Origin of the sequence: Planococcus sp. A6 (assembly GCF_028823615.1) — a bacterium.
Taxonomy (GTDB): domain Bacteria; phylum Bacillota; class Bacilli; order Bacillales_A; family Planococcaceae; genus Planococcus.
The window spans coordinates 1-18,869 of sequence record NZ_JAPEHT010000064.1; the positions used below are offsets into that span (position 1 = coordinate 1).

An 18,869-nucleotide genomic window follows, 5' to 3' on the forward strand; every position below is an offset into this window, starting at 1 on the left:
ACGCTTGGGTCGACATGAAGCGCGTCGGCGATTTTCCTGAGCGATTCCAATGTGACGCTCGATTTGCCGCGTTCCACTTGGGACAGGAAACTGATCGAGACACCCGTTTCTTGTGCCAATTGTTTCAATGTCAGCTTGCGTTCTTTGCGCAGCTTTTTTAAAGTCGTGCCGATGGATGGATCAGCCATAACAGATTCCTCACTTTTTCTACATGCTCTTTTTATCATACAGGAGGCGAGAGAAGAGGGGCAAATGCCGTTGAAATTAATTTCAATATCTTATTGACAGAAAATTAATAGTTATCTAAACTATTCCCAGGGAGAAATTAAAGTGTCACTTCAATTTTACAACTTAAAGGGGGAAATCAGTTTGGATAAGAAAACAACACGCCGCGTCCTGACAGCGAGTCTTGTGGGGAGCTCAATTGAGTGGTTTGATTATTTCCTGTACGGGACGATGGCTGCACTGGTCTTTAACCAATTATTTTTTGTCAATGAAGATCCGACCGTGGGCTTAATGCTGGCATATGCATCATTTGCTTTATCTTTCTTCATCCGTCCGTTCGGCGGAATCATTTTTAGCCATGTCGGCGACCGCATTGGCCGCAAGAAAACCTTGGTCATAACGCTTAGCTTGATGGGGATCGCAACATTCGGCATGGGCTTATTGCCGACTTACCAAGCAATCGGCATTTGGGCGCCGATCTTGCTGATTACGTTGCGTCTCGTCCAAGGACTTGGTATCGGCGGCGAATGGGGAGGCGCACTGTTGCTTGCGACTGAATATGCACCGCCTGAAAAACGCGGCTTGTTCGGAAGCATCCCGCAGATGGGCGTTACCATCGGGCTTGTTCTCGGAACCCTTGCTTTGTGGGTCATGACCTTACTTCCAAACGATGCCTTCATGACTTGGGGCTGGCGCGTGCCGTTCATCTTGAGCGCGTTGCTCGTCGTCTTCGGCTTGTGGATCCGTAAAGGCATCGATGAAACACCAGAATTCAAAGCGGTTCAGGAATCTGGCGAAATTCCGAAAGTACCTATCGTTGAAACTTTGAAATACCATTGGCGTGAGGTGTTGATCGCAATCGGGGCAAAAGTTGTCGAGACTGCGCCGTTCTATATTTTCGGGACGTTCATCGTTTCCTACGCCACGACCAATCTTGGATTTTCACGGACCGCGACACTCGGTGCAGTCATGATCGCCACAATCATTACGACGATCTTGATTCCGGTGATGGGATCTCTGTCTGACCGTGTCGGCCGTAAAAAATTGTATATTACGGGAGCAACAGCGATGGCTCTATTTGCGTTCCCGTATTTCTGGATGATCCACCAAGGCTCCGTCTTCATGCTTGTGCTAGCAACAATTATCGGCCTCGGCGTCATTTGGGCACCGATCACCGCCGTCCTTGGCACGATGTTCTCTGAGATTTTTGATGCCAAAGTACGCTATACTGGCGTCACGCTCGGCTACCAGATTGGTGCTGCGCTTGCAGGCGGTACCGCACCTCTAGTCGCGACGGCGCTTCTGGCGCGCTTCGACAATTCGTATGTGCCGGTGGCGATTTACATCATCTTCACCGCTTTGATCTCGCTCGCATCCATCTGGGCAGTTAAAGATTTGAAACAACAGCAAGCGGCGCATCCAGCCGCAACAATTGCAAAAGAGAGCCGCGCATAAGCGGCTCTTTTTCTTTAGGAGGGACTCATGAAAATCATCAACGAACAGCAAATCCAACAGAGCTATAAAATGAGTGATGCGATTGGAGATGTCACCGCATTGCTTCACGCCAAGCAGCAAGGAAAAATCGACAATCCCCACCGCACCGTCATTGATTTTCCGGAGCGGCAAGCATCCGCTTTGTACATGCCGAGTGCCGATAAACAAGAAGAATTAGCAGGCGTCAAAGTGGTGACCATTTTTCCGGACAATCCGAAACAAGGCAAGCCAACGACGCAAGGAGTGATTTTATTATCCGATGCGACGAATGGCGAACATGTTGCGATGATGACCGCATCCTATTTGACGCGCCTCCGCACGGGCGCACTGAGTGCCATCGCGACGGACCACCTTGCACGAAAAGACAGCCGCGTGCTCGCAGTTATCGGGACCGGCGCCATGGCGTTCGAGCAAGTGCTCGGCGTGCTCGAAGTCCGGGACATCGAAACGATCTTGCTGTTTAACCGTACAGAAGAAAAGGCTGTGCGTTTTAAAGAACAATTGGAAGCATTCGGCGTCCAGGCTGGAATCGAAATCGCAAAAAGTGCCAAACAAGCTGTTGAAGCGGCGGACATCGTCGCTTGTGCCACACGATCGACTGAACCGGTATTTGACGGCAGTGATTTGAAACCAGGCACGCACATCAACGGTGTCGGCTCTTATTTGCCGCATATGCGTGAGATGGACGAAACGACAATTGCGCGGGCGGATAAAATTATCGCAGACGATCTCGCCGGCGTTCAAGACGAGGCAGGGGAATTGATCCATGCCGCAAATTCAGGCAATTGGTCATTTGACCAGCTCCATGCAGAACTGACTGAACTCGCGACGGGACAGCGATCAGGGCGCGAGACGGATGAAGAGATCACATTCTTCAAATGTGTCGGGGCGGCGTATTTCGATTTAGCTGTCGCGAAAGGTGTTTACCAAAAAGCGCAGGGCGATCAGTTTGGTACGGATGTTGAATTGTAAACGAAAATGCAAAACTGCCCAGAAATTCATTTTCTGGGCAGTTTTTTAAAATCATATGCATTATGCATATTTGTGGTAAATGATTTTGAAATCCATATATATGCATTTTTACATTTAATCTGGAAAAAATACACTTAATAGCTTTTAGGGATCGGTGGATGGGGTACGTGAATAACAAGGAGGCGTTATGAGTGAAGAATATAAACAAAATGGCCGGAATGACTTTCGCCGCACTTTTACTCACAAGCTGCCAAGGAACTGAAAATCCACCGGCTAGCACAGAGGAAACGGATTCTCCAAGTGAAACGACACCTGATGAAGAAGAAACGGTTGAGGCACAGGAAAGTAACGAAGATAGCCAGGACAAGGAGAACGAAGAAGCGTCGGATGAACCTGTCGATCAGCCAGATGCCGATGCTTCAGATGGCTTTGAAGAAACTCAGGCGAGTCCATCTTATTTTATCGAGACCCATGCCTATGTCACAGAAACCGGCTATCTTACCGCATTCAATATTGAACGGGATGAAAATGAAGAAGGCAAATTTGAAGAAAGTTTAATACAATCCCTGATTGAAAACGACCCTTCCACACAAGAAATTCTGGGATCTTATGCTGAGCTGACTGTGGATATGCCGACGCTTAACGTGAAATTTACTGAAGAGGGAAGTGCATTATCCACAACTTCTGCGCAAACGAATTTTTTCTATAGCTCGTTGTTTGGCATCAGCGATTTATATGGCATTGAAGAAATTGTGTTTACGAATCCCGAGGGAGAAGAGAATGTCACGGTGGCTCAACGCTTAGTGGATGCGCCCATGATCGTTGAAGAAGAAAGAGGTGTTTCGCGCGGCTACTACACAAGCTACGATAAAGAATTGGAACAGACGAACTTCTTAGCAGGTGCAGAAGTAGGAGAGCGAGTGGCGGATGAGAACGGAGAGCCGTTGTCCTTCGCTGAAACGATAGAAGCGATGAAGACAGCGGATCAGGAAGGAGCCGCATACTCATCAGCCATCGTGGAAGGATTGGAAGTGGTTGACGCTTCACTTGAAGACGAGACAGCTACAGTTCGTTTCACATCAGATGAAGAGACAATCACAGAACCTGACCTGATCGTCTTTGCGAACGCCATGCAACTGGCAGCCCTTGACTTTGGCGTAGAGGAACTCCGTTTAATAAACGAAACTTTAGAAGAAAGCACCACGTACCCGTTTGCGGTGAAGTAAAGATTTACCCAGAAAAAAGCCCAGAGATCGTATCTCTGGGCTTTTCACATTCACACATTATTCAGCTGGAGTGCCTGGTTCGATCTCGTAGGATTTCTGTACGGTTTCATTGCGCTCGCCCAGCCCTTCAGTAGTCGTTTTGCTCCACATGGCTTCCATGCGTTCTTTGACTTGTGGAATCATTTTTTCCGGGATGACGTTGCGGTATTGATTCGTTTCGCCAAGGATCACTTTTACCGACGGCTCAGTGACTTCTTTCGGGTCAAATTGTTCGTAAGGGAAAGCGGCTTTCTCGTAGTCGAATACCGTGTTTTCCGAATCAGACTGCCAGTTTTTCCACGTTTCAAACTCGCGGTCATTAAAGCCTGTTAAATATGGCCCTGGGTTGATCGTCGCCACTTCCACATTGAATTCCTGCAGCTCTTTGCTCAAGGAATCTGCGAACGCTTCAGTCGCGTGTTTCGTGCTGCAATATGGCCCCATTAACGGGTCTGCCATCAAGCCGGATACAGAAGAGACGAAGACGATGCGGCCGGAGCGTTTTTCGACCATTTGGCGCGCGAATCCTTTCGTCAGTAGTACCGGGCCGAAGACATTGACCTCGAATTGGTGGCGCAGGTTTTCTTCCGGGATGTCGACGAGCGATCCGCCTTCAGATACTGCCGCATTGTTTACCAATACATCAATGTCCCAGCCCCACGCTTTTTCGCGATCTTTCGGGTTCGTGACATCCAATTTCTCGATTTGCATCGATACGCCGCGCTCTTTCGCTTCCTGTTCCAAAGCAGAAACCTGTGAAATGATTTCAACACCCGCGATGACGGATTTGCCTTTTTCCGCTAAGCTGAATGCAATATTTTTGCCGAATCCAGTGCCAGCACCGGTGATCAGTATTTTTTCGTTTGCCATTCTAAATTCCTCCTCGGGTTGTTTGTTACGATTGTTTTTACTTATACTTCCATGGCATACCCGGGTGACACTTCACTTAAACAGACATAAACGCTACTCACCAGTTCGGCACAATTCCGATCTCTTGTGCCGGGAAGTTTTATTAACTAATTTTATATATAGTTTAGCTGTATATAGATGAGCTACGAATTTATTATCTTAAAATTCTGTAAAAAGGGTATTGAAGCATTATAATGCATTTCCTGACAGCGATTTTAAGGCCACAAGAGCGGAGGAGATGGTTAAGAACGGCTACACAGTTATTTGGAAATGAAGCACAGGATAAACCTGATGGGAAATCAAAGGAGGAATTTAAATGACCGAAGAATCATGGCTGCCAACCTTGAAGACAGAGACGCCGGAAGAAGGCTATAAGTTAGCAGTGAAACTGGCACGCAAAGCCGTAGGGATGACTCAACCGGATGAAAACGTACGGAAAAAGCTGCGTCCTGTATACGCCAATAATGCAGACAGTTTAACATTTGCTTCCCAAGTCGTGGCCATTCATTTTCAAACAGTGGCAGCAGCCAATAATTACTGGAATGATTGATTCAATGCAACGAGACCCTTGAAGCCTAGTTACGAAGGGAGAGTTCGCCAATGAAGGCCAGTGTCCACGAAACCTATGGGCCGCCGGAAGTCATGGTCCTGAAGGAAGTGAAGAAACCGAGCCCGAAAGAAGATGAAGTATTGATTAAGGTTCATGCAACAACAGTTACTTCTGGAGACTGCAAAGTGCGAGGGGCGGATCCATTTGCTGTCAGGTTGTTCTATGGATTGAAAAAACCAAAAATCGGGATACTGGGTTCTGAACTGTCCGGAGAAGTCGAAGAGATAGGGGGAAACGTCAAGTCATTTAAAAAAGGGGATTTGGTAGTGGGCGGAACAAATACAAAACTCGGCGCAAATGCCGAGTACGTATGCATCAAAGAAAAAGGCGCCATTGCCATCAAACCGGTAAATATGACATTCGAAGAGGCGGCCTCTGTTCCTTTTGGCGCCACCACCGCTTTGTTTTTCCTGCGGGATAAGGGGCATATCCAGAAAGGGCAAAAAGTGTTGATCTATGGTGCGTCGGGCAGCGTGGGCACTTATGCCGTCCAGTTGGCTAAAATTTTCGGCGCAGAGGTGACAGCGGTGTGCAGTGGCAAAAATATTGAATTGGTGAAATCATTAGAGGCTGATTACGCGATCGACTACACCTTGGAGGATTTTACTGATTCAACTAAATCCTATGACCTGATCTTTGATACAGTAGGGAAAACTTCCTTCGCTAGATGCAAGCGCGTCATGACTGAAAAGGGAGTTTACTTAGCGACGGTCGCAGGTGTGCCTCAATTTGCACAGATGATTTCAACCTCGATCAGAGGCGGCAAGAAATTGATCAGCGGATTAGCGCCCATGCACAAGGAAGATTTGCTTTTTTTGAATGAATTGATTGAAGCCGGAAAGCTCAAATCCGTCATCGACCGAAGCTATCCCTTAGATCGAGTGGCTGAAGCCCATCGGTACGTGGAAACGGGGCATAAGCGTGGAAATGTAGTGATCAATGTGATAAAGCCTGATGAGTTTGCGGCTGTTGGTGACTAGCAACGCTACCAGGTCCGAGCTTATTGTTCAAACGAAGGGAGAGTCGAAACCGAACGCCGGTTTTGACTCTCCCATTCAATTTAATAATATGAAGCTATTTATAAAGAAGAATGATTACGTGCTTCCAAACTAGGCAAAAGCTTCGCCGAGGCCAAACGGTTTCTTACCGAAATGCCAATCCACGCAGCGAGCACGGCTTTGATGACGCCGACGAGAACGAAAGGCGCGAAACCGCCCATAAAGGCGCCAGTCCAGGAAAGTTCCGCGAAGACCTTCAGCCAAACCGTTCCGAACGTTAAAGCTACGAACATGCCGAGGATGTTGGCGACGATGGCGTTCATGACCGTAAAGCCCATCTTCTCCAAGTAATAGCCGATGACAAAAGCGGTCGGGATGAAGCCGAACAAATAGCCGCCCGTCGGCCCGAACAAACTGCCCAAGCCTCCTGACATTTGTGCGAATACCGGGATTCCGGCAGCACCGATTGCCAGATACACCAATATGGATAGCGTGCCATAACGCGCCCCTAAAATCGTGGCGGCAAGCCCAATCGCCAAAGTCTGCCCGGTAATCGGCACGAGCGGCAATGGGATGGTGACTTGAGCGAGAATGCCGATAATGGCGGCGAACAAAGATGTCACGATCATCATCCGCAATTTTTTGTTTGAGTGAGCCATGTAAAAACGTCCCTTCGTCATTGAGTTAACTAATTTATAAAATAAGTTAACTCAATAATATCGGAAGGGTGAAGAAGGTGTCAATAAACTTTTGGCCAATCAACAACAAGCGGAATTACACAGCTTCAGACCATAAGTGCAAAAACGAGGACGAATACTGGAAACTGTAATGATAAAATGAGAAGAGATAAGATAGAGAAAAGAGGGGAGGCGGCGGCCATGGAAATGGAAGCGAAGTTCACGTTCGATGAGATGTGGGAGAAGATCCTGGATTGCGACCGGAAATACGACGGTTTGTTTTTCACGTGCGTGAAAACGACGAAGATCTATTGCCGTCCGTCCTGCCGATCGCGCAAGCCGAAAAAGCGCAACGTGGAATTCTGTTTTTCCATTGAAGAAGCGGAGACTTGCGGATTTCGGGCATGCAAAAGATGCCAGCCTGAAATCGAACAATCGCCTTATGTGGAATTCACACAGCAAGTCATCGCTTTTTTAACAGATCATTACGAGCAAAAAATCGGCTTGGAAGAAGTAGCCGCCCATATCGGCATGAGCCCATCGTACGTGGACCGGCTGTTCAAGCAGGAAACAGACGAAACGCCGCGTTGTTATTTGGAGAAAATCCGCATCGACAAAGTGGCATATTTACTTGCGAACACCGACAAAACGAATTTGGAGATTTGCCTGGAGACCGGCTTTCAAAGCACGTCTCATTTCTATAAAGTGTTCCGGCAGCTGAAACAGCAATCCCCGGGCCAATACCGGAAAGAGAAAGGAGCGGGGCGGAATGGATAGCGAAACGGAAACACAGTGGCTAAAAATCCCAACGCCGGCAGATTTTAATTTCACAGAATGCTTGGCCATTCTCGGGCGTTCTGATCAAGAGCTGCTTCACACAATTCAGGATGAGCGCCTCACCAAGCTGTTGGCGATTGAAGATGAAATGGCCTTATTCGATTTGAGTCATTCCGGCAGTGCCTTGCATATCGAATTTCTTCATCATCCACCGACTGAACAAGGGAAACAGGCAGTTGTCCAATATGTGAAGGATTGGTTCGACCTGGAAACAGACCTGCAGCCGTTTTATGCGATGGCGGCAAGTGACCCGGTTCTCCGGGAAGTGGTGGAGCGGCACGCGGGACTGCGGATAATGGGTATGCCCGATTTATTTGAAGCGTTCGTTTGGGCCATCACCGGCCAGCAGATCAATTTGACTTTCGCCTATACGTTGAAAAAGCGCTTAATCGAACATTTCGGCACTTCGCATACAGTAGGCGGCGTCGAGTATTGGGCCTTTCCATCCGCTGAAAGAATCGCATCGCTGGAAGTAGAACAATTAAGAACGCTGCAATTTTCGGGGAGAAAAGCGGAATACATCATCCACATCGCCGAGCAAATCACTGATGGGCGTCTCGTAAAAGATGAGCTCACCGGCAAAACCGAGCAGCAAGTAGAAAAACAATTGGTGGCGATACGGGGCGTCGGGCCATGGTCCGCACACTACGTCATGATGAAATGCCTGCGCTTCAACTCCGCGTTTCCGATATCGGACGTCGGATTGCATAATGCCTTGAAGCATCAATTGGGGATGGAACAAAAACCGAGCATTGCCGAGATTGAGAAGTTAGCCGAAAACTGGACAGGCTGGCAAGCGTACGCAACATTTTACTTATGGAGGGTATTATTATGAATAGACTGCATCAAGTGGATTATCCATCGCCGATTGGCGTCGTTGAAATCACCGGAACCGAACAAGCCATCGTATCGCTTTATTTCAGCGAACGGGAGCAGCCGCTGCATGCGGTGCAACCGGACACGCCACAAGTGCTGAAAGACGCTTTACAGCAATTGGACGAATATTTCAAAGGGCAACGAACGGAATTCACCGTGCCGTGCATTTCTTCCGGAACCGAATTCCAGCAAAAAGTATGGGCGGCATTGCCGGACATCCCTTACGGAGAAACGGCTTCGTACCGGGATATCGCGGCAGCTGTCGGCAACGAGAAATCCGTTCGGGCGGTGGGGAATGCCAACAGCAAAAACAAGATCAGCATTATCATCCCGTGCCACCGAATCATCGGGTCGAATGGCAAATTGACGGGATACGCCGGCAGCTTGCCCCGCAAAGAATGGCTATTAAAGCATGAGCAAGCGGTACGGAACGGCCAAACAATGGAGTCATAAAAAAAGGGAAGCAAATCCAATCGATTTGCTTCCCTTTCCTATTTTTTTTTCAGATTAGCTTTCGATGGTCTTGATGACGACTGCCGGATTGCCGCCGACGACGGTGTTCGCCGGCACGTCTTTGACGACGACCGCGCCGGATGCGATGACGGCATTGTCGCCGATTGTGACACCCGGATTGATGACAGCGCGCCCGCCGATCCACACATTATTGCCGATGCGCACCGCTTTGCCGAATTCGACACCGCTCAGCCGCTGTTCGATATCGAGCGGATGGGTCGCCGTATAGATGTGGACGCCAGGCCCGACCAAGCAGTTATCGCCGATGCGGATGTCGCAAACATCGAGGAAGACACAGTCGAAATTGGCAAAGAAGTTATGCCCGACATGGATATTATAGCCGTAATCACAGCGGAAGTTCGGCTCGATATATAAATGGTCGCCGCTCGAGCCGAGCAATTGGCTCATGAAACGCTTGCGCTCCTGGCTGTCGGTTTCCATCGATTTATTGAATAAGCGCAATAGCCGTTTCGCATTGACGCGCTCACGCACAAGTACCGGATCATCCGCCCGGTAAAGCGCACCAGCCAGCATTTTGTCTTTTTCTGTATGCATCAAAATCCCTCTTTCCAGCTCAAATTAAAATCCGAATAACCGCCTCGCGATAAAGGCAAATCCCGCGACTGCGGTAATGAATGCCGCGACGAAAAACGCCACGGCATAGGACACGAGATTGCCCGGCAGCACCGATTCAGCGATTTCAAAAAAATAAAAATGGATCGCGACCGGTTCTGTGGCATGGCGCATCAGCCACACTTGGACGCCTTTGACGGCAAATAGGATGCTGATGGCCAATAGGACCGAAAACGCAGTCCAGCGAATGCCTTTCCACATGAGACCCGCCTCCAACTTTCATGATATGGATATTATAACAGAGTAGAAAAAAGAGCCATCATGAAGTTTTCGAATTCTTTGAAAAATTTACATGCAATTAACATGAAAAACTTTATAATATAGGAAAGGAGTGGAAACAATGAAAACGATCAACCGAACCATTACAACGGATAAAGGCCAAGCAATCAACTACAGCCTCGTCCTGAACCAAGACCAAACGAGAAAACTCGCGATTTTCCTGCCGGGCATCGGCTATACAGCGAAAAGCCCGCTATTTCATTACACGGAGCGGCTGCTTGCGGAACAGGAATACGACATCCTGCGCATCAATTACGATTACAACAATCCGCTTTACAACGAGTACACTATGGCGGAAATTGAAGAAGCGGTCAAATACGACGTCAAGCAAGTAATCGACCAAGTATTGAAAGGCAGCCTCTATGAAAAATTCTTCCTCGTCGCCAAGTCGCTCGGCACGATCGCGCTTGCCAATGAACTCGAGCGCAAGAAATTCAAAGGCGCGAAAACCGTCTGGCTGACACCGCTCATCAAGCACCACGACATCTTCGAAGCGATGAAAAACTGCCAGAATCCGGCGCTGAGCTTTATCGGCGACAAAGACCATTATTACGACCGCGGCCGGATGGAAGAACTCCAAGCCAATAAGGAGTTGGATTCGCACGTCTTAAAAGACGTCAACCACGGAATGGACTTCATCGGAGATCCGTTGAAATCAATCGATGTCTTAAAGGACGTCATCACCGATATCCACGCATTCTCGAAAAAGAGCATCGAACACGCTTGACGAACAGCCGCCCACTGAGGCGGTTTTGTTATGCCGTTTTTTAAGCAGCGCGACAGGGTATAGTTTCTCCAAAAGGAGGGTGCAGCATGGCATTCGATTACGATCTGGACTATAAGAATTTGGACTTGCGGAAGAATCCCGAACTGTACCGCGTCGGCAAAGGCGAGCAAGGCGTGTTGATGGTGGAACCGTATAAAAGTGAAATCCTGCCCCATTGGCGATTCAAGACGCCGGACATCGCGCAGGAATCATGCGACAAGATTTCGGAGCTGTTCGAAGAATACCGCAAAAAGGATGATTTTGTCGGCATGGACATGGCCCGCAAATTCATCCAAATGGGCTACACCCGCGCAAGGCGTTACACGAATTACAAAGGCGGCCGCAAATACAACGAAGACGGCTCGATCAAGGACCGCGAGATTGACGAAGAAAAAGCCGAGTCCGCTGCGATCTTCAAAAAACGATGGGACGAAATCCGCGAAGACGAGGATTATTTGCGCCGCAAAAAAGAACACCAGAAAAAATACGGCTGAAGCGGTTCATCAAACGTCGAATAAACGAGACGAAAGGGGGAGTATGCGAATGAATCGGTTTTGGAAAACGATGGCCTTGATTGCCGCTCTGCTGTTGCTCGGGGCATGCAGCGAACAGACTTTCAGCAATGGCGAAGAGACCGGGTCCTATGCCGGCATTTTAATCGTGGAAGGCGAAGAGTATTTGTGGGAAGGCGAACTGGAAGGCAGCGAATACAGCGAGTCGACACGGCTTGGCGCCGTCACCCAGTCGACAGCACCGGAAGTCATGCCAAGCGCTGATTTATCATCCAACTTCCTCGCTGAAGGCGCTGAAGTTTATACAAGCAATGAAGATCCCGACGTGCTTCTCGCGAAACGGCAAGACGGCAGCTGAGATGTGTTCAGGAAGAGTTCAGTGCAAGAATAGTGGGACCGTATCCGATCGGGTGCGGTTTTTTTGTGGAATGGAGCGATTTGTTTGTGGAATAAAGAGATTTTTTTGTGAAATGAAGCGATTATTTGTGGAATAGAGAGGTTTGTTTGTGGAACTAAGCGGTTTGTTTGTGGAATGAAGCGATTTATTTGTGGAACTAAAATGATGTGCTATTTTATCGATTGTGTATTCGCTGCTTCTACTTTCTCGGGGGTGTGTAGATAAGGATAGTGGGGAAATCGCTTACCGGCATGTTTTTGAGTAGATAGTGAGCATTTGGGAGTCGAATTGTTTTCGACATCCGGTGGGGGATGCATCTTACTATTCGCCGCCGTGCTTTGGGTTGGCCTTTCGCCATAAGCCAGGAAGAGCACTTGTCTTACGGCATCGACTTACCCTTGGCGCTCAGCGGCTGAAAGAGTTCACTGAGAGAAGTGTGATTCGCTAGATCTGCTCCTATAAATAGTTGGGGGGAATCGCTTCCTAGGATGAAGCATCTCCACATATTCATTTCTCAGCAAACAGATGCAAAATGACAAGGGATGGTGTAATCTGAAAGCCAAGCAGATCAACGGAAAAGGATGAACTGATATGAAATCGACTGTCAATGCCAAGGATGTCGCAAAGCTCGCAGGAGTCTCACAGTCTTCTGTGTCCAGAGTGTTTTTCGACGGAGCGAAAGTCACTGAAAAAACCCGCCAAAAAGTGCTGGCCGCGGCCGAAGAGCTCGGTTACCGGCCGAATGAATACGCCAGAAGCCTGATCACCAACAGTTCAAAAATCATCGGGCTAGTCATGAAAGGCGTTCAGAATCCCTTCTATCCGCAAGTCCTCAAGCAATTCACCACGTCATTCAAAAAGCACGGCTATAGCGTGTTGTTCGTCCATACTAATAATGACGAAATCCAAAGCGAAGATATTGAGACCTTGCTCAATTACAATGTGGCAGGAGTCATCATCACTGATGCGTCCATGTCGATGAACGTCGCAGAAGCATTCCAGGTGAACCACATCCCGCTGGTCTTCTTCAACCGCAAATTGACGAGCAGCCATTTCCACTCAGTGTGCTGCAATAACTTGAACGCCAGCCGGGAAATCGCGGAATACTTAGCGGAAAGCGGAACGGGGCCGATGGTGTATATTTCTGGAAATGAAGACACCTCGACGAGCCGAGAGCGCGAACAGGGATTTGCGGAAGTGTTGGCACAGCGAGGCATCGCATACAAAAAGTACAGTTCGGATTTCAGCTATAACGGAGGCTACGAAACTGCGCAGAAAATCTTGTCAGAAGGTGAAATCCCGTCTGCTTTGTTTGCGGCAAACGACATCATGGCACTCGGTGTCATGGACGCTTTCCGTAAGCAGGGAGTGAAGATTCCAGAACAGGCCAAAGTAATTGGATTCGATAACATCGACATGGCTTCTTGGCCAGCGTATGAACTGACGACGTGGGAGCAGCCGATCGAAAAGATGGTCGATGAAACGGTCAATTATTTGCTGGGGGAAATCGGTGAATACACAGGCCAGGCGCGGGCTGTCGAAGTGGAAGGAAGCTTTGTGGAAAGGAAAACCACTTAATTAGTGGTTGACTTTCTTTAATAATTAAAATATTCTTGTTCTTAACGTCATATTTGCATACGTATTCAAGAAAGCGCTTTATCGCATTTTGAATACGTATGCAAAAAATCAGAGATGGAGGTTTTCATAATGGTCAAAGTATTGAAAGCAGGTAAATCACAAGAAGAAGTGAGCGCAAATGACTCAAAAGTATCGCAGATTGTCGCGGATGCATTGAAAGATGTTGAAACGCGCGGGGATGCTGCAGTTCGCGAACTATCCGAGAAATTCGATAAATGGGCACCTGAATCGTTCCGCTTGTCGGATGCGGAAATAAATGAAATCGTTTCCAAAGTTCCAGACAGCGTCATCGAAGATATCAAGTTCGCACAAAAGAACATCAAAGCGTTCGCTGAAGCGCAGCTTGATTCCTTAAATGATATCGAAGTCGAACAGATTCCAGGCGTGATCTTGGGACATAAAAACATCCCGGTCAACAGTGTCGGCTGCTATATTCCAGGAGGGCGCTATCCAATGGTCGCTTCTGCTCACATGAGCGTCTTGACGGCGAAAGTGGCAGGCGTCAAACGCGTCATCGCGTGCACACCGCCAATTAACGGCGAGATTCCGCATGCGACTATCGCAGCGATGTCCCTTGCCGGAGCGGATGAAATTTACCTGCTTGGCGGCATTCAGGCAATGGGCGCGATGGCGATCGGCACGGAAACGATCGAAGCGGTCGATATGATCGTCGGGCCAGGCAACGCGTTTGTTGCGGAAGCGAAGCGCCAGCTTTACGGCCGCGTCGGCATCGACTTGTTCGCAGGGCCGACCGAAACTTTGGTTGTTGCCGATCATACGGCGGATGCTGAAATGGTCGCAACCGACATTCTCGGGCAAGGCGAGCACGGACCGACTTCACCAGGCGCATTGATCACGACTTCCGAAGAACTAGCGAATGAAACCGTGAAAGAAATCGACCGCCAATTGGAAACCTTGCCGACAGCAGACGTCGCGCGCGTGTCTTGGGAAGATTACGGTCAAATCTTGCTTGTCGATTCGATCGAAGAAGCACGCATCGAAGCGGACCGTTTGGCATTTGAGCACGTCGAGATCCTGACGGAAGACCCGGACTATTTCCTCGAGCACATGACCAATTACGGCTGCTTGTTCCTCGGGCCAGAAACGAACGTGGCATATGGCGACAAAGTCATCGGCACGAACCATACCTTGCCGACAAAAGGCGCAGCACGCTACACCGGCGGGCTATGGGTTGGGAAGTTCATCAAGACCGTCACATACCAGAAAGTGACGACACCGGAAGCGAGCGCCTATATCGGGGAATATGCAGCGCGCTTGTGCCAATTGGAGAATTTCGCAGGACATGCCGAGCAGGCACTCCTCCGCGTTAGAAGATACGGCAAGAACTAATTCTATTTAGGTGGTATGGGAGGAATAATAGATGCTCGGTTTGATCGGCATGTTTGGTGGATTGATTTTACTCATTGTCCTGACGATGCGCGGCATGAACTTACTAATTGCAGCTCCGCTGACGGCATTGTTTGTGGCAGTATTGAACGGTTTGCCTTTATTCCCGCAGCTTGCGGGAGAAGGGGCGGCCAATTATTTGACGAATTACATGGATGGCTTCACCGGTTTTATCGCGTCCTGGTATTTGATGTTCCTGACAGGGGCGATTTTTGGGAAAGTGATGGAAGACACGGGCGCTGCTGACAGCGTATCGCGTTGGATCGTCGGCAAGATGGGGATGAAACGCGCGGCACTCGCAGTCGTTCTAGCCTGTGCGGTCCTTACATACGGCGGCGTCAGCTTGTTCGTCGTTGCCTTCTCGGTGTATCCGATGGCACTCAGCCTCTTTAAACAAGCGAATTTGCCGCGTCGCTTTATTCCAGCGGCACTTGCTTTCGGATCGACGACATTCACGATGACGTCTGCCGGATCTCCGGAAATCCAAAACTGGATCCCGATTGAATTCCTCGGCACTTCGCCATACGCTGGCTGGGAAGTCAGTGCAATCGTCGCGGTCTTCATGATGGTCTTCGGCTATTGGTGGCTGACGAAAATGATCAACAAAGCGAAATCGAAAGGTGAACAGTTCGAGTCGCGCCCGACAGACCCGAACAACGAATCACGTAAGGAGTTGCCGAACCCGCTCCTTAGCATGCTTCCACTGCTGATCGTCCTTGGTTTCTCGTATATTTTCCATGATTCGCTTGGCACTTCCGCGTTGATCATCGCCTTGACCGGTGGGATCATCTCAACTTGCTTGATCAATATTAAATTCATCCGCAACTTGAGCAAAGCGCTCGGCGACGGTGCGATGGGAGCGGTCATCGCAATCGCCAACACGGCTGCGGTCGTCGGCTTCGGTGGAGTCGTCAAAGCGACGCCATCTTTTGAAGCGGCTGTTGATGTCATGACCGGCATCCCGGGCAGCCCATTGATCGGCGGGGCACTAGCCGTCGCAGTTATCGCGGGTCTCACCGGCTCGTCTTCTGGCGGACAGGCGATTGCGCTTCCTTTGCTCGCGCCTCATTATCTCGATATGGGCGTCGATCCGGAAGCTTTGCACCGGACCGTTTCGATTTCATCCGGTTCGCTTGATTCCTTGCCTCAAGGCGGTTATGTCGTCACGACGATCCGCTCGATTGCAGGGGAAACCCACCGCGACGCTTACCCGGCATTCGGCGCATTGTCCGTTGTCGTGCCACTTCTCGGTGCGGTACTCGCTGTGATTTTGTTCTCGATCGGTCTATAAGATTTACGTACCCAACAACTCTCCCAACCGGAAGTTGTTGGGTTTCCTTATATCATCCATTCAAAAAAGAGGTGCATTCATATGGAGAAACTAACAATACTCGGAGCTGGGACGATGGGCCATTCTATCGCGCTATCCGCCGCCTGGTCCGGCCAGACGCTGACCGTTTACGGCATCAACGAACAAGACGTGGCGAATGCGGACAAAGGCTTGGCGCAGAAACTTGCCGTCATGGCCGATAATGGTTTGTTTGATGAAAATGAAGCGCAGGAAATCCGTGAGAGAATCCGTTTTACGACATCGCTTGAAGACGCGGTGCGGGAGGCGACATTCATTCTGGAAGTCGTCCCTGAAAATCTGAAATTGAAACGCGAGTTGTACAAACAACTGGAAAGCTTAGTCGAACCTACTGTTCTCATCGCGAGCAACACGTCCGGTTTTAAGCCTTCACTGCTCGCTGAGGAGATGGCGCATCCAGGCCGCTTCATTGTCGCTCATTTCTGGAATCCAGGACATTTGATTCCGCTGGTCGAAGTTGTTAATGGCGAACAGACCGAAGTGGAGACGACCGAGCGCACGATGGCTTTATTAAAGTTGATGAATAAAAAGCCGATTTTGTTGAACAAAGAACTGCCGGGATTCATCGGAAACCGTCTGCAATACGCGTTGTTTCGTGAAGCGCAAGCCTTATTGGATGCGGGCGCTGCGAGCAAGGAAGACATCGATGCGGCGGTCACCTACAGCATCGGGCGGCGGCTGCCGGTGACAGGGCCTTTAATGACAGCGGATATGGGTGGGCTCGATGTGTTTTCGGCCATCTCGAATTATTTATTCGAAGAGTTAGCGAACGACCAGCGCTCCGGAAAAATTTTGTCGGAGTTGGTCGAACAGCAAAAGCTCGGCGATAAAACCGGCGAAGGCTTCTACAACTGGGAGCCGGAAGTGTCTGAGGGGATCAACCGCAAACGCGAACAGACCTTGATCCAGTTTTTGAAAAACGATTTGGAACAGGAGGGCTAAGATGAATAGCTATTTCTCGGAACTGAAAGGACAGACGGTCGTCGTCACCGGCGGCAGCAAAGGCCTCGGCAAAGACATCGCGCTGACGTTCGCCGAACTCGGCGCAAACGTTGCGATTTCCGGAAGAAATCAAGAAACGCTCGATGCCACGCTCGAAGAACTGCGCGCCCATAACCCGAACTGCATCGCGGTCGCCGGGGATTTGAGTGATATTAATGAAGTGAAAAAGTTGATCGACACTGCCGCCACTCAGTTCGGCACAATCGATGTGCTCAACGCCGGCGTCAATATCGCGAAACCGGCGATGGACGTAACGGAAGCAGATTGGGATACGGTGCTTGACTTGAATTTAAAGTCGGCCTTTTTCGCGAGCCAAGCAGCAGCGAAATACATGCTCGCGCAAAATAGCGGCCGCATCATCAACATCGCATCGCAAATGGCGTTTGTCGGCTATATCAAGCGGGCGGCTTATTGCTCGAGCAAGGGCGGCATGGTGCAAATGACGAAAGCGCTCGCGGTCGAATGGGCCAAGCACGGCATCCGCGTCAACGCCGTTGCGCCGACATTCGTCGAGACCGAATTCACGGAGAAGCAATTCGAAGACGTCGCATTCAAAGAAGACGTTAACCGCCGCATCCTGCTCGACGGCCTGTCGCAGCCGAAAGACACATCGGGCGCAGTATTGTATTTGGCATCGAACCTGTCGAATTTCGTAACCGGCGAGACTATCAAAGTCGACGGCGGCTGGACAGCGATTTAAGAAGAGTGGTTTCGTGCTTCTTTGTTGATGTGTAGTTGAAAATAGCGAGGGTTTGGGTGTGGAAGTGTTTTTGGATTCTATTGATGCTTCTGCAATATAGTCGCTGCCTTGCTTTGGGTTGAGCTCCCACAGTAAGCCAAGAAGGACACTTGTCTTACTGCTTCGCTTCACCCTTGGCGCTAGGCAGCTGAGAGATTTCATTGCATGGAGGTTGTTTAGGTAGATCTGCCTCACTAAGCAGTTACCAGCTAGCGGGGAAATCGCTTCCCTAGGCAAGTATAGGTAAAGATAGCAAGGGTATGATTGTGGAATCAAGCGATTCTTTTGTGGAACCAAGAGGTTTTTGTGAAACTAAGCAGTTTGTTTGTGGAATCAAGCGATTCTTTTGTAGAATTAAGCGATTTGTTTGTGGAATGAAGGGGTTTGTTTGTAGAACCAAGAGGTTTATTTGCGGAATGAAGATGACGTGATATTTTATCGATTGTGTATTGGCTCCCCTTCCTTTCTGGGCGTGTGTAGATAAGGATAGTGGGAAAATCATATTCCGGCACAATTTATGAGTAGATAGTGAGAGTTTGGGAGTAGAATTGTTTTCGCCATCCAGTTGGGGGTTCATCTTATTATTCGCCGCCGCCCGGCTTTGGGTTGAGCTCCCGCAGTAAGCGCGATGTCCTGTCGCACCAGCTGCATGACCCGCACCCTGCGAGCCCCAAGTAGCCCCCGTGCAGCGCAGTCGAAAAGCAGAAGCTCTTCCAACCACTTTTTTCACTATACACTTTTCCACAGAAAA

22 protein-coding genes are annotated in these 18,869 nt (G+C 49.3%); 16 read left to right on the forward strand and 6 right to left on the reverse strand.

All coding sequences use genetic code 11. The features are described 5' to 3' along the window. Positions 1-188: helix-turn-helix domain-containing protein (locus ON064_RS10755; RefSeq protein WP_274624759.1), on the reverse strand; the 188-nt coding region annotated here is incomplete at its 3' end. 181 nt (positions 189-369) lie between these two features. Here ON064_RS10755 and ON064_RS10760 point away from each other — a divergent pair. The 3 genes from ON064_RS10760 (at position 370) to ON064_RS10770 (ending at position 3,917) form a co-directional block, all read left to right on the forward strand. Beyond that, on the forward strand, positions 370-1,680 hold the full coding sequence (locus ON064_RS10760; RefSeq protein ID WP_274624760.1) for an MFS transporter: 1,311 nt from the start codon (positions 370-372) through the stop codon (positions 1,678-1,680). Between the two features lie 27 nt (positions 1,681-1,707). Further along, the gene (locus tag ON064_RS10765) at positions 1,708-2,691 is read left to right on the forward strand and encodes an ornithine cyclodeaminase family protein (protein ID WP_274624761.1); all 984 of its coding nucleotides are present in this window, start codon (positions 1,708-1,710) and stop codon (positions 2,689-2,691) included. Between the two features lie 191 nt (positions 2,692-2,882). Next, positions 2,883-3,917: a hypothetical protein gene (locus ON064_RS10770; protein ID WP_274624762.1), complete on the forward strand. Its 1,035-nt coding sequence runs from the start codon at positions 2,883-2,885 to the stop codon at positions 3,915-3,917. 57 nt (positions 3,918-3,974) lie between these two features. On the opposite strand, the gene ON064_RS10775 is transcribed toward ON064_RS10770, so the two are convergent. Then, on the reverse strand, positions 3,975-4,826 hold the full coding sequence (locus tag ON064_RS10775) for an SDR family oxidoreductase (RefSeq protein ID WP_274624763.1): 852 nt from the start codon (positions 4,824-4,826) through the stop codon (positions 3,975-3,977). 355 nt (positions 4,827-5,181) lie between these two features. On the opposite strand from ON064_RS10775, the gene ON064_RS10780 reads away from it, so the two are divergent. Next, positions 5,182-5,415, forward strand: a complete 234-nt coding sequence (locus tag ON064_RS10780) for a hexameric tyrosine-coordinated heme protein (protein WP_274624764.1) — start codon at positions 5,182-5,184, stop codon at positions 5,413-5,415. A 50-nt stretch (positions 5,416-5,465) separates the two neighbouring features. Next, positions 5,466-6,455 carry an NAD(P)-dependent alcohol dehydrogenase gene (locus tag ON064_RS10785; RefSeq protein WP_274624765.1) on the forward strand — a complete coding sequence of 330 codons (990 nt, stop codon included), beginning with the start codon at positions 5,466-5,468 and terminating at the stop codon, positions 6,453-6,455. A 98-nt stretch (positions 6,456-6,553) separates the two neighbouring features. On the opposite strand, the gene ON064_RS10790 is transcribed toward ON064_RS10785, so the two are convergent. Then, positions 6,554-7,132, reverse strand: coding sequence for a biotin transporter BioY (locus ON064_RS10790; RefSeq protein ID WP_274624766.1), 579 nt, complete (start codon positions 7,130-7,132; stop codon positions 6,554-6,556). A gap of 219 nt (positions 7,133-7,351) precedes the next feature. Here ON064_RS10790 and ON064_RS10795 point away from each other — a divergent pair, with 219 nt between their 5' ends. The 3 genes from ON064_RS10795 to ON064_RS10805 are packed head-to-tail and all read left to right on the forward strand — an operon-like array spanning position 7,352 to position 9,316. Beyond that, complete coding sequence (locus ON064_RS10795) at positions 7,352-7,927, forward strand: bifunctional transcriptional activator/DNA repair enzyme AdaA (protein ID WP_274624767.1); 576 nt, start codon at positions 7,352-7,354, stop codon at positions 7,925-7,927. Further along, a complete protein-coding gene (locus ON064_RS10800) occupies positions 7,920-8,822 on the forward strand; it encodes a DNA-3-methyladenine glycosylase family protein (protein ID WP_274624768.1) in 903 nt (300 codons plus the stop codon). Before ON064_RS10795 ends, ON064_RS10800 begins: the two co-directional genes overlap by 8 nt. Then, complete coding sequence (locus ON064_RS10805) at positions 8,819-9,316, forward strand: methylated-DNA--[protein]-cysteine S-methyltransferase (RefSeq protein ID WP_274624769.1); 498 nt, start codon at positions 8,819-8,821, stop codon at positions 9,314-9,316. The genes ON064_RS10800 and ON064_RS10805 overlap by 4 nt, the downstream gene beginning before the upstream one ends. A 54-nt stretch (positions 9,317-9,370) precedes the next feature. Here the strand turns inward: ON064_RS10805 and ON064_RS10810 are convergent, their stop codons facing one another. Then, positions 9,371-9,931 carry a maltose acetyltransferase domain-containing protein gene (locus ON064_RS10810; protein ID WP_121300344.1) on the reverse strand — a complete coding sequence of 187 codons (561 nt, stop codon included), beginning with the start codon at positions 9,929-9,931 and terminating at the stop codon, positions 9,371-9,373. Between the two features lie 24 nt (positions 9,932-9,955). Then, on the reverse strand, positions 9,956-10,210 hold the full coding sequence (locus ON064_RS10815) for a hypothetical protein (RefSeq protein WP_121300345.1): 255 nt from the start codon (positions 10,208-10,210) through the stop codon (positions 9,956-9,958). A 139-nt stretch (positions 10,211-10,349) separates the two neighbouring features. On the opposite strand from ON064_RS10815, the gene ON064_RS10820 reads away from it, so the two are divergent. The 8 genes from ON064_RS10820 (at position 10,350) to ON064_RS10855 (ending at position 18,079) form a co-directional block, all read left to right on the forward strand. Next, entirely contained in the window at positions 10,350-11,015 is a 666-nt protein-coding gene (locus ON064_RS10820) for an alpha/beta family hydrolase (protein ID WP_274624770.1), read from the forward strand. A gap of 86 nt (positions 11,016-11,101) precedes the next feature. After that, positions 11,102-11,548: a DUF4385 domain-containing protein gene (locus tag ON064_RS10825; protein ID WP_121300347.1), complete on the forward strand. Its 447-nt coding sequence runs from the start codon at positions 11,102-11,104 to the stop codon at positions 11,546-11,548. A gap of 49 nt (positions 11,549-11,597) precedes the next feature. Next, positions 11,598-11,924, forward strand: a complete 327-nt coding sequence (locus ON064_RS10830) for a hypothetical protein (RefSeq protein WP_274624771.1) — start codon at positions 11,598-11,600, stop codon at positions 11,922-11,924. 630 nt (positions 11,925-12,554) lie between these two features. Further along, complete coding sequence (locus ON064_RS10835) at positions 12,555-13,541, forward strand: LacI family DNA-binding transcriptional regulator (protein WP_274624772.1); 987 nt, start codon at positions 12,555-12,557, stop codon at positions 13,539-13,541. A 129-nt stretch (positions 13,542-13,670) separates the two neighbouring features. Continuing rightward, positions 13,671-14,951 (forward strand): histidinol dehydrogenase, encoded by a 1,281-nt coding sequence (gene hisD / locus ON064_RS10840; protein ID WP_274624773.1) that lies wholly within the window; start codon positions 13,671-13,673, stop codon positions 14,949-14,951. Between the two features lie 31 nt (positions 14,952-14,982). Next, complete coding sequence (locus ON064_RS10845; RefSeq protein ID WP_274624774.1) at positions 14,983-16,299, forward strand: GntP family permease; 1,317 nt, start codon at positions 14,983-14,985, stop codon at positions 16,297-16,299. 81 nt (positions 16,300-16,380) lie between these two features. Next, a complete protein-coding gene (locus ON064_RS10850; RefSeq protein WP_274624775.1) occupies positions 16,381-17,319 on the forward strand; it encodes a 3-hydroxyacyl-CoA dehydrogenase family protein in 939 nt (312 codons plus the stop codon). Position 17,320: 1 nt separating this feature from the next. Continuing rightward, complete coding sequence (locus tag ON064_RS10855; protein WP_274624776.1) at positions 17,321-18,079, forward strand: SDR family NAD(P)-dependent oxidoreductase; 759 nt, start codon at positions 17,321-17,323, stop codon at positions 18,077-18,079. A gap of 268 nt (positions 18,080-18,347) precedes the next feature. Here the strand turns inward: ON064_RS10855 and ON064_RS10860 are convergent. Continuing rightward, positions 18,348-18,869: hypothetical protein (locus ON064_RS10860; RefSeq protein ID WP_274624777.1), on the reverse strand; the 522-nt coding region annotated here is incomplete at its 5' end.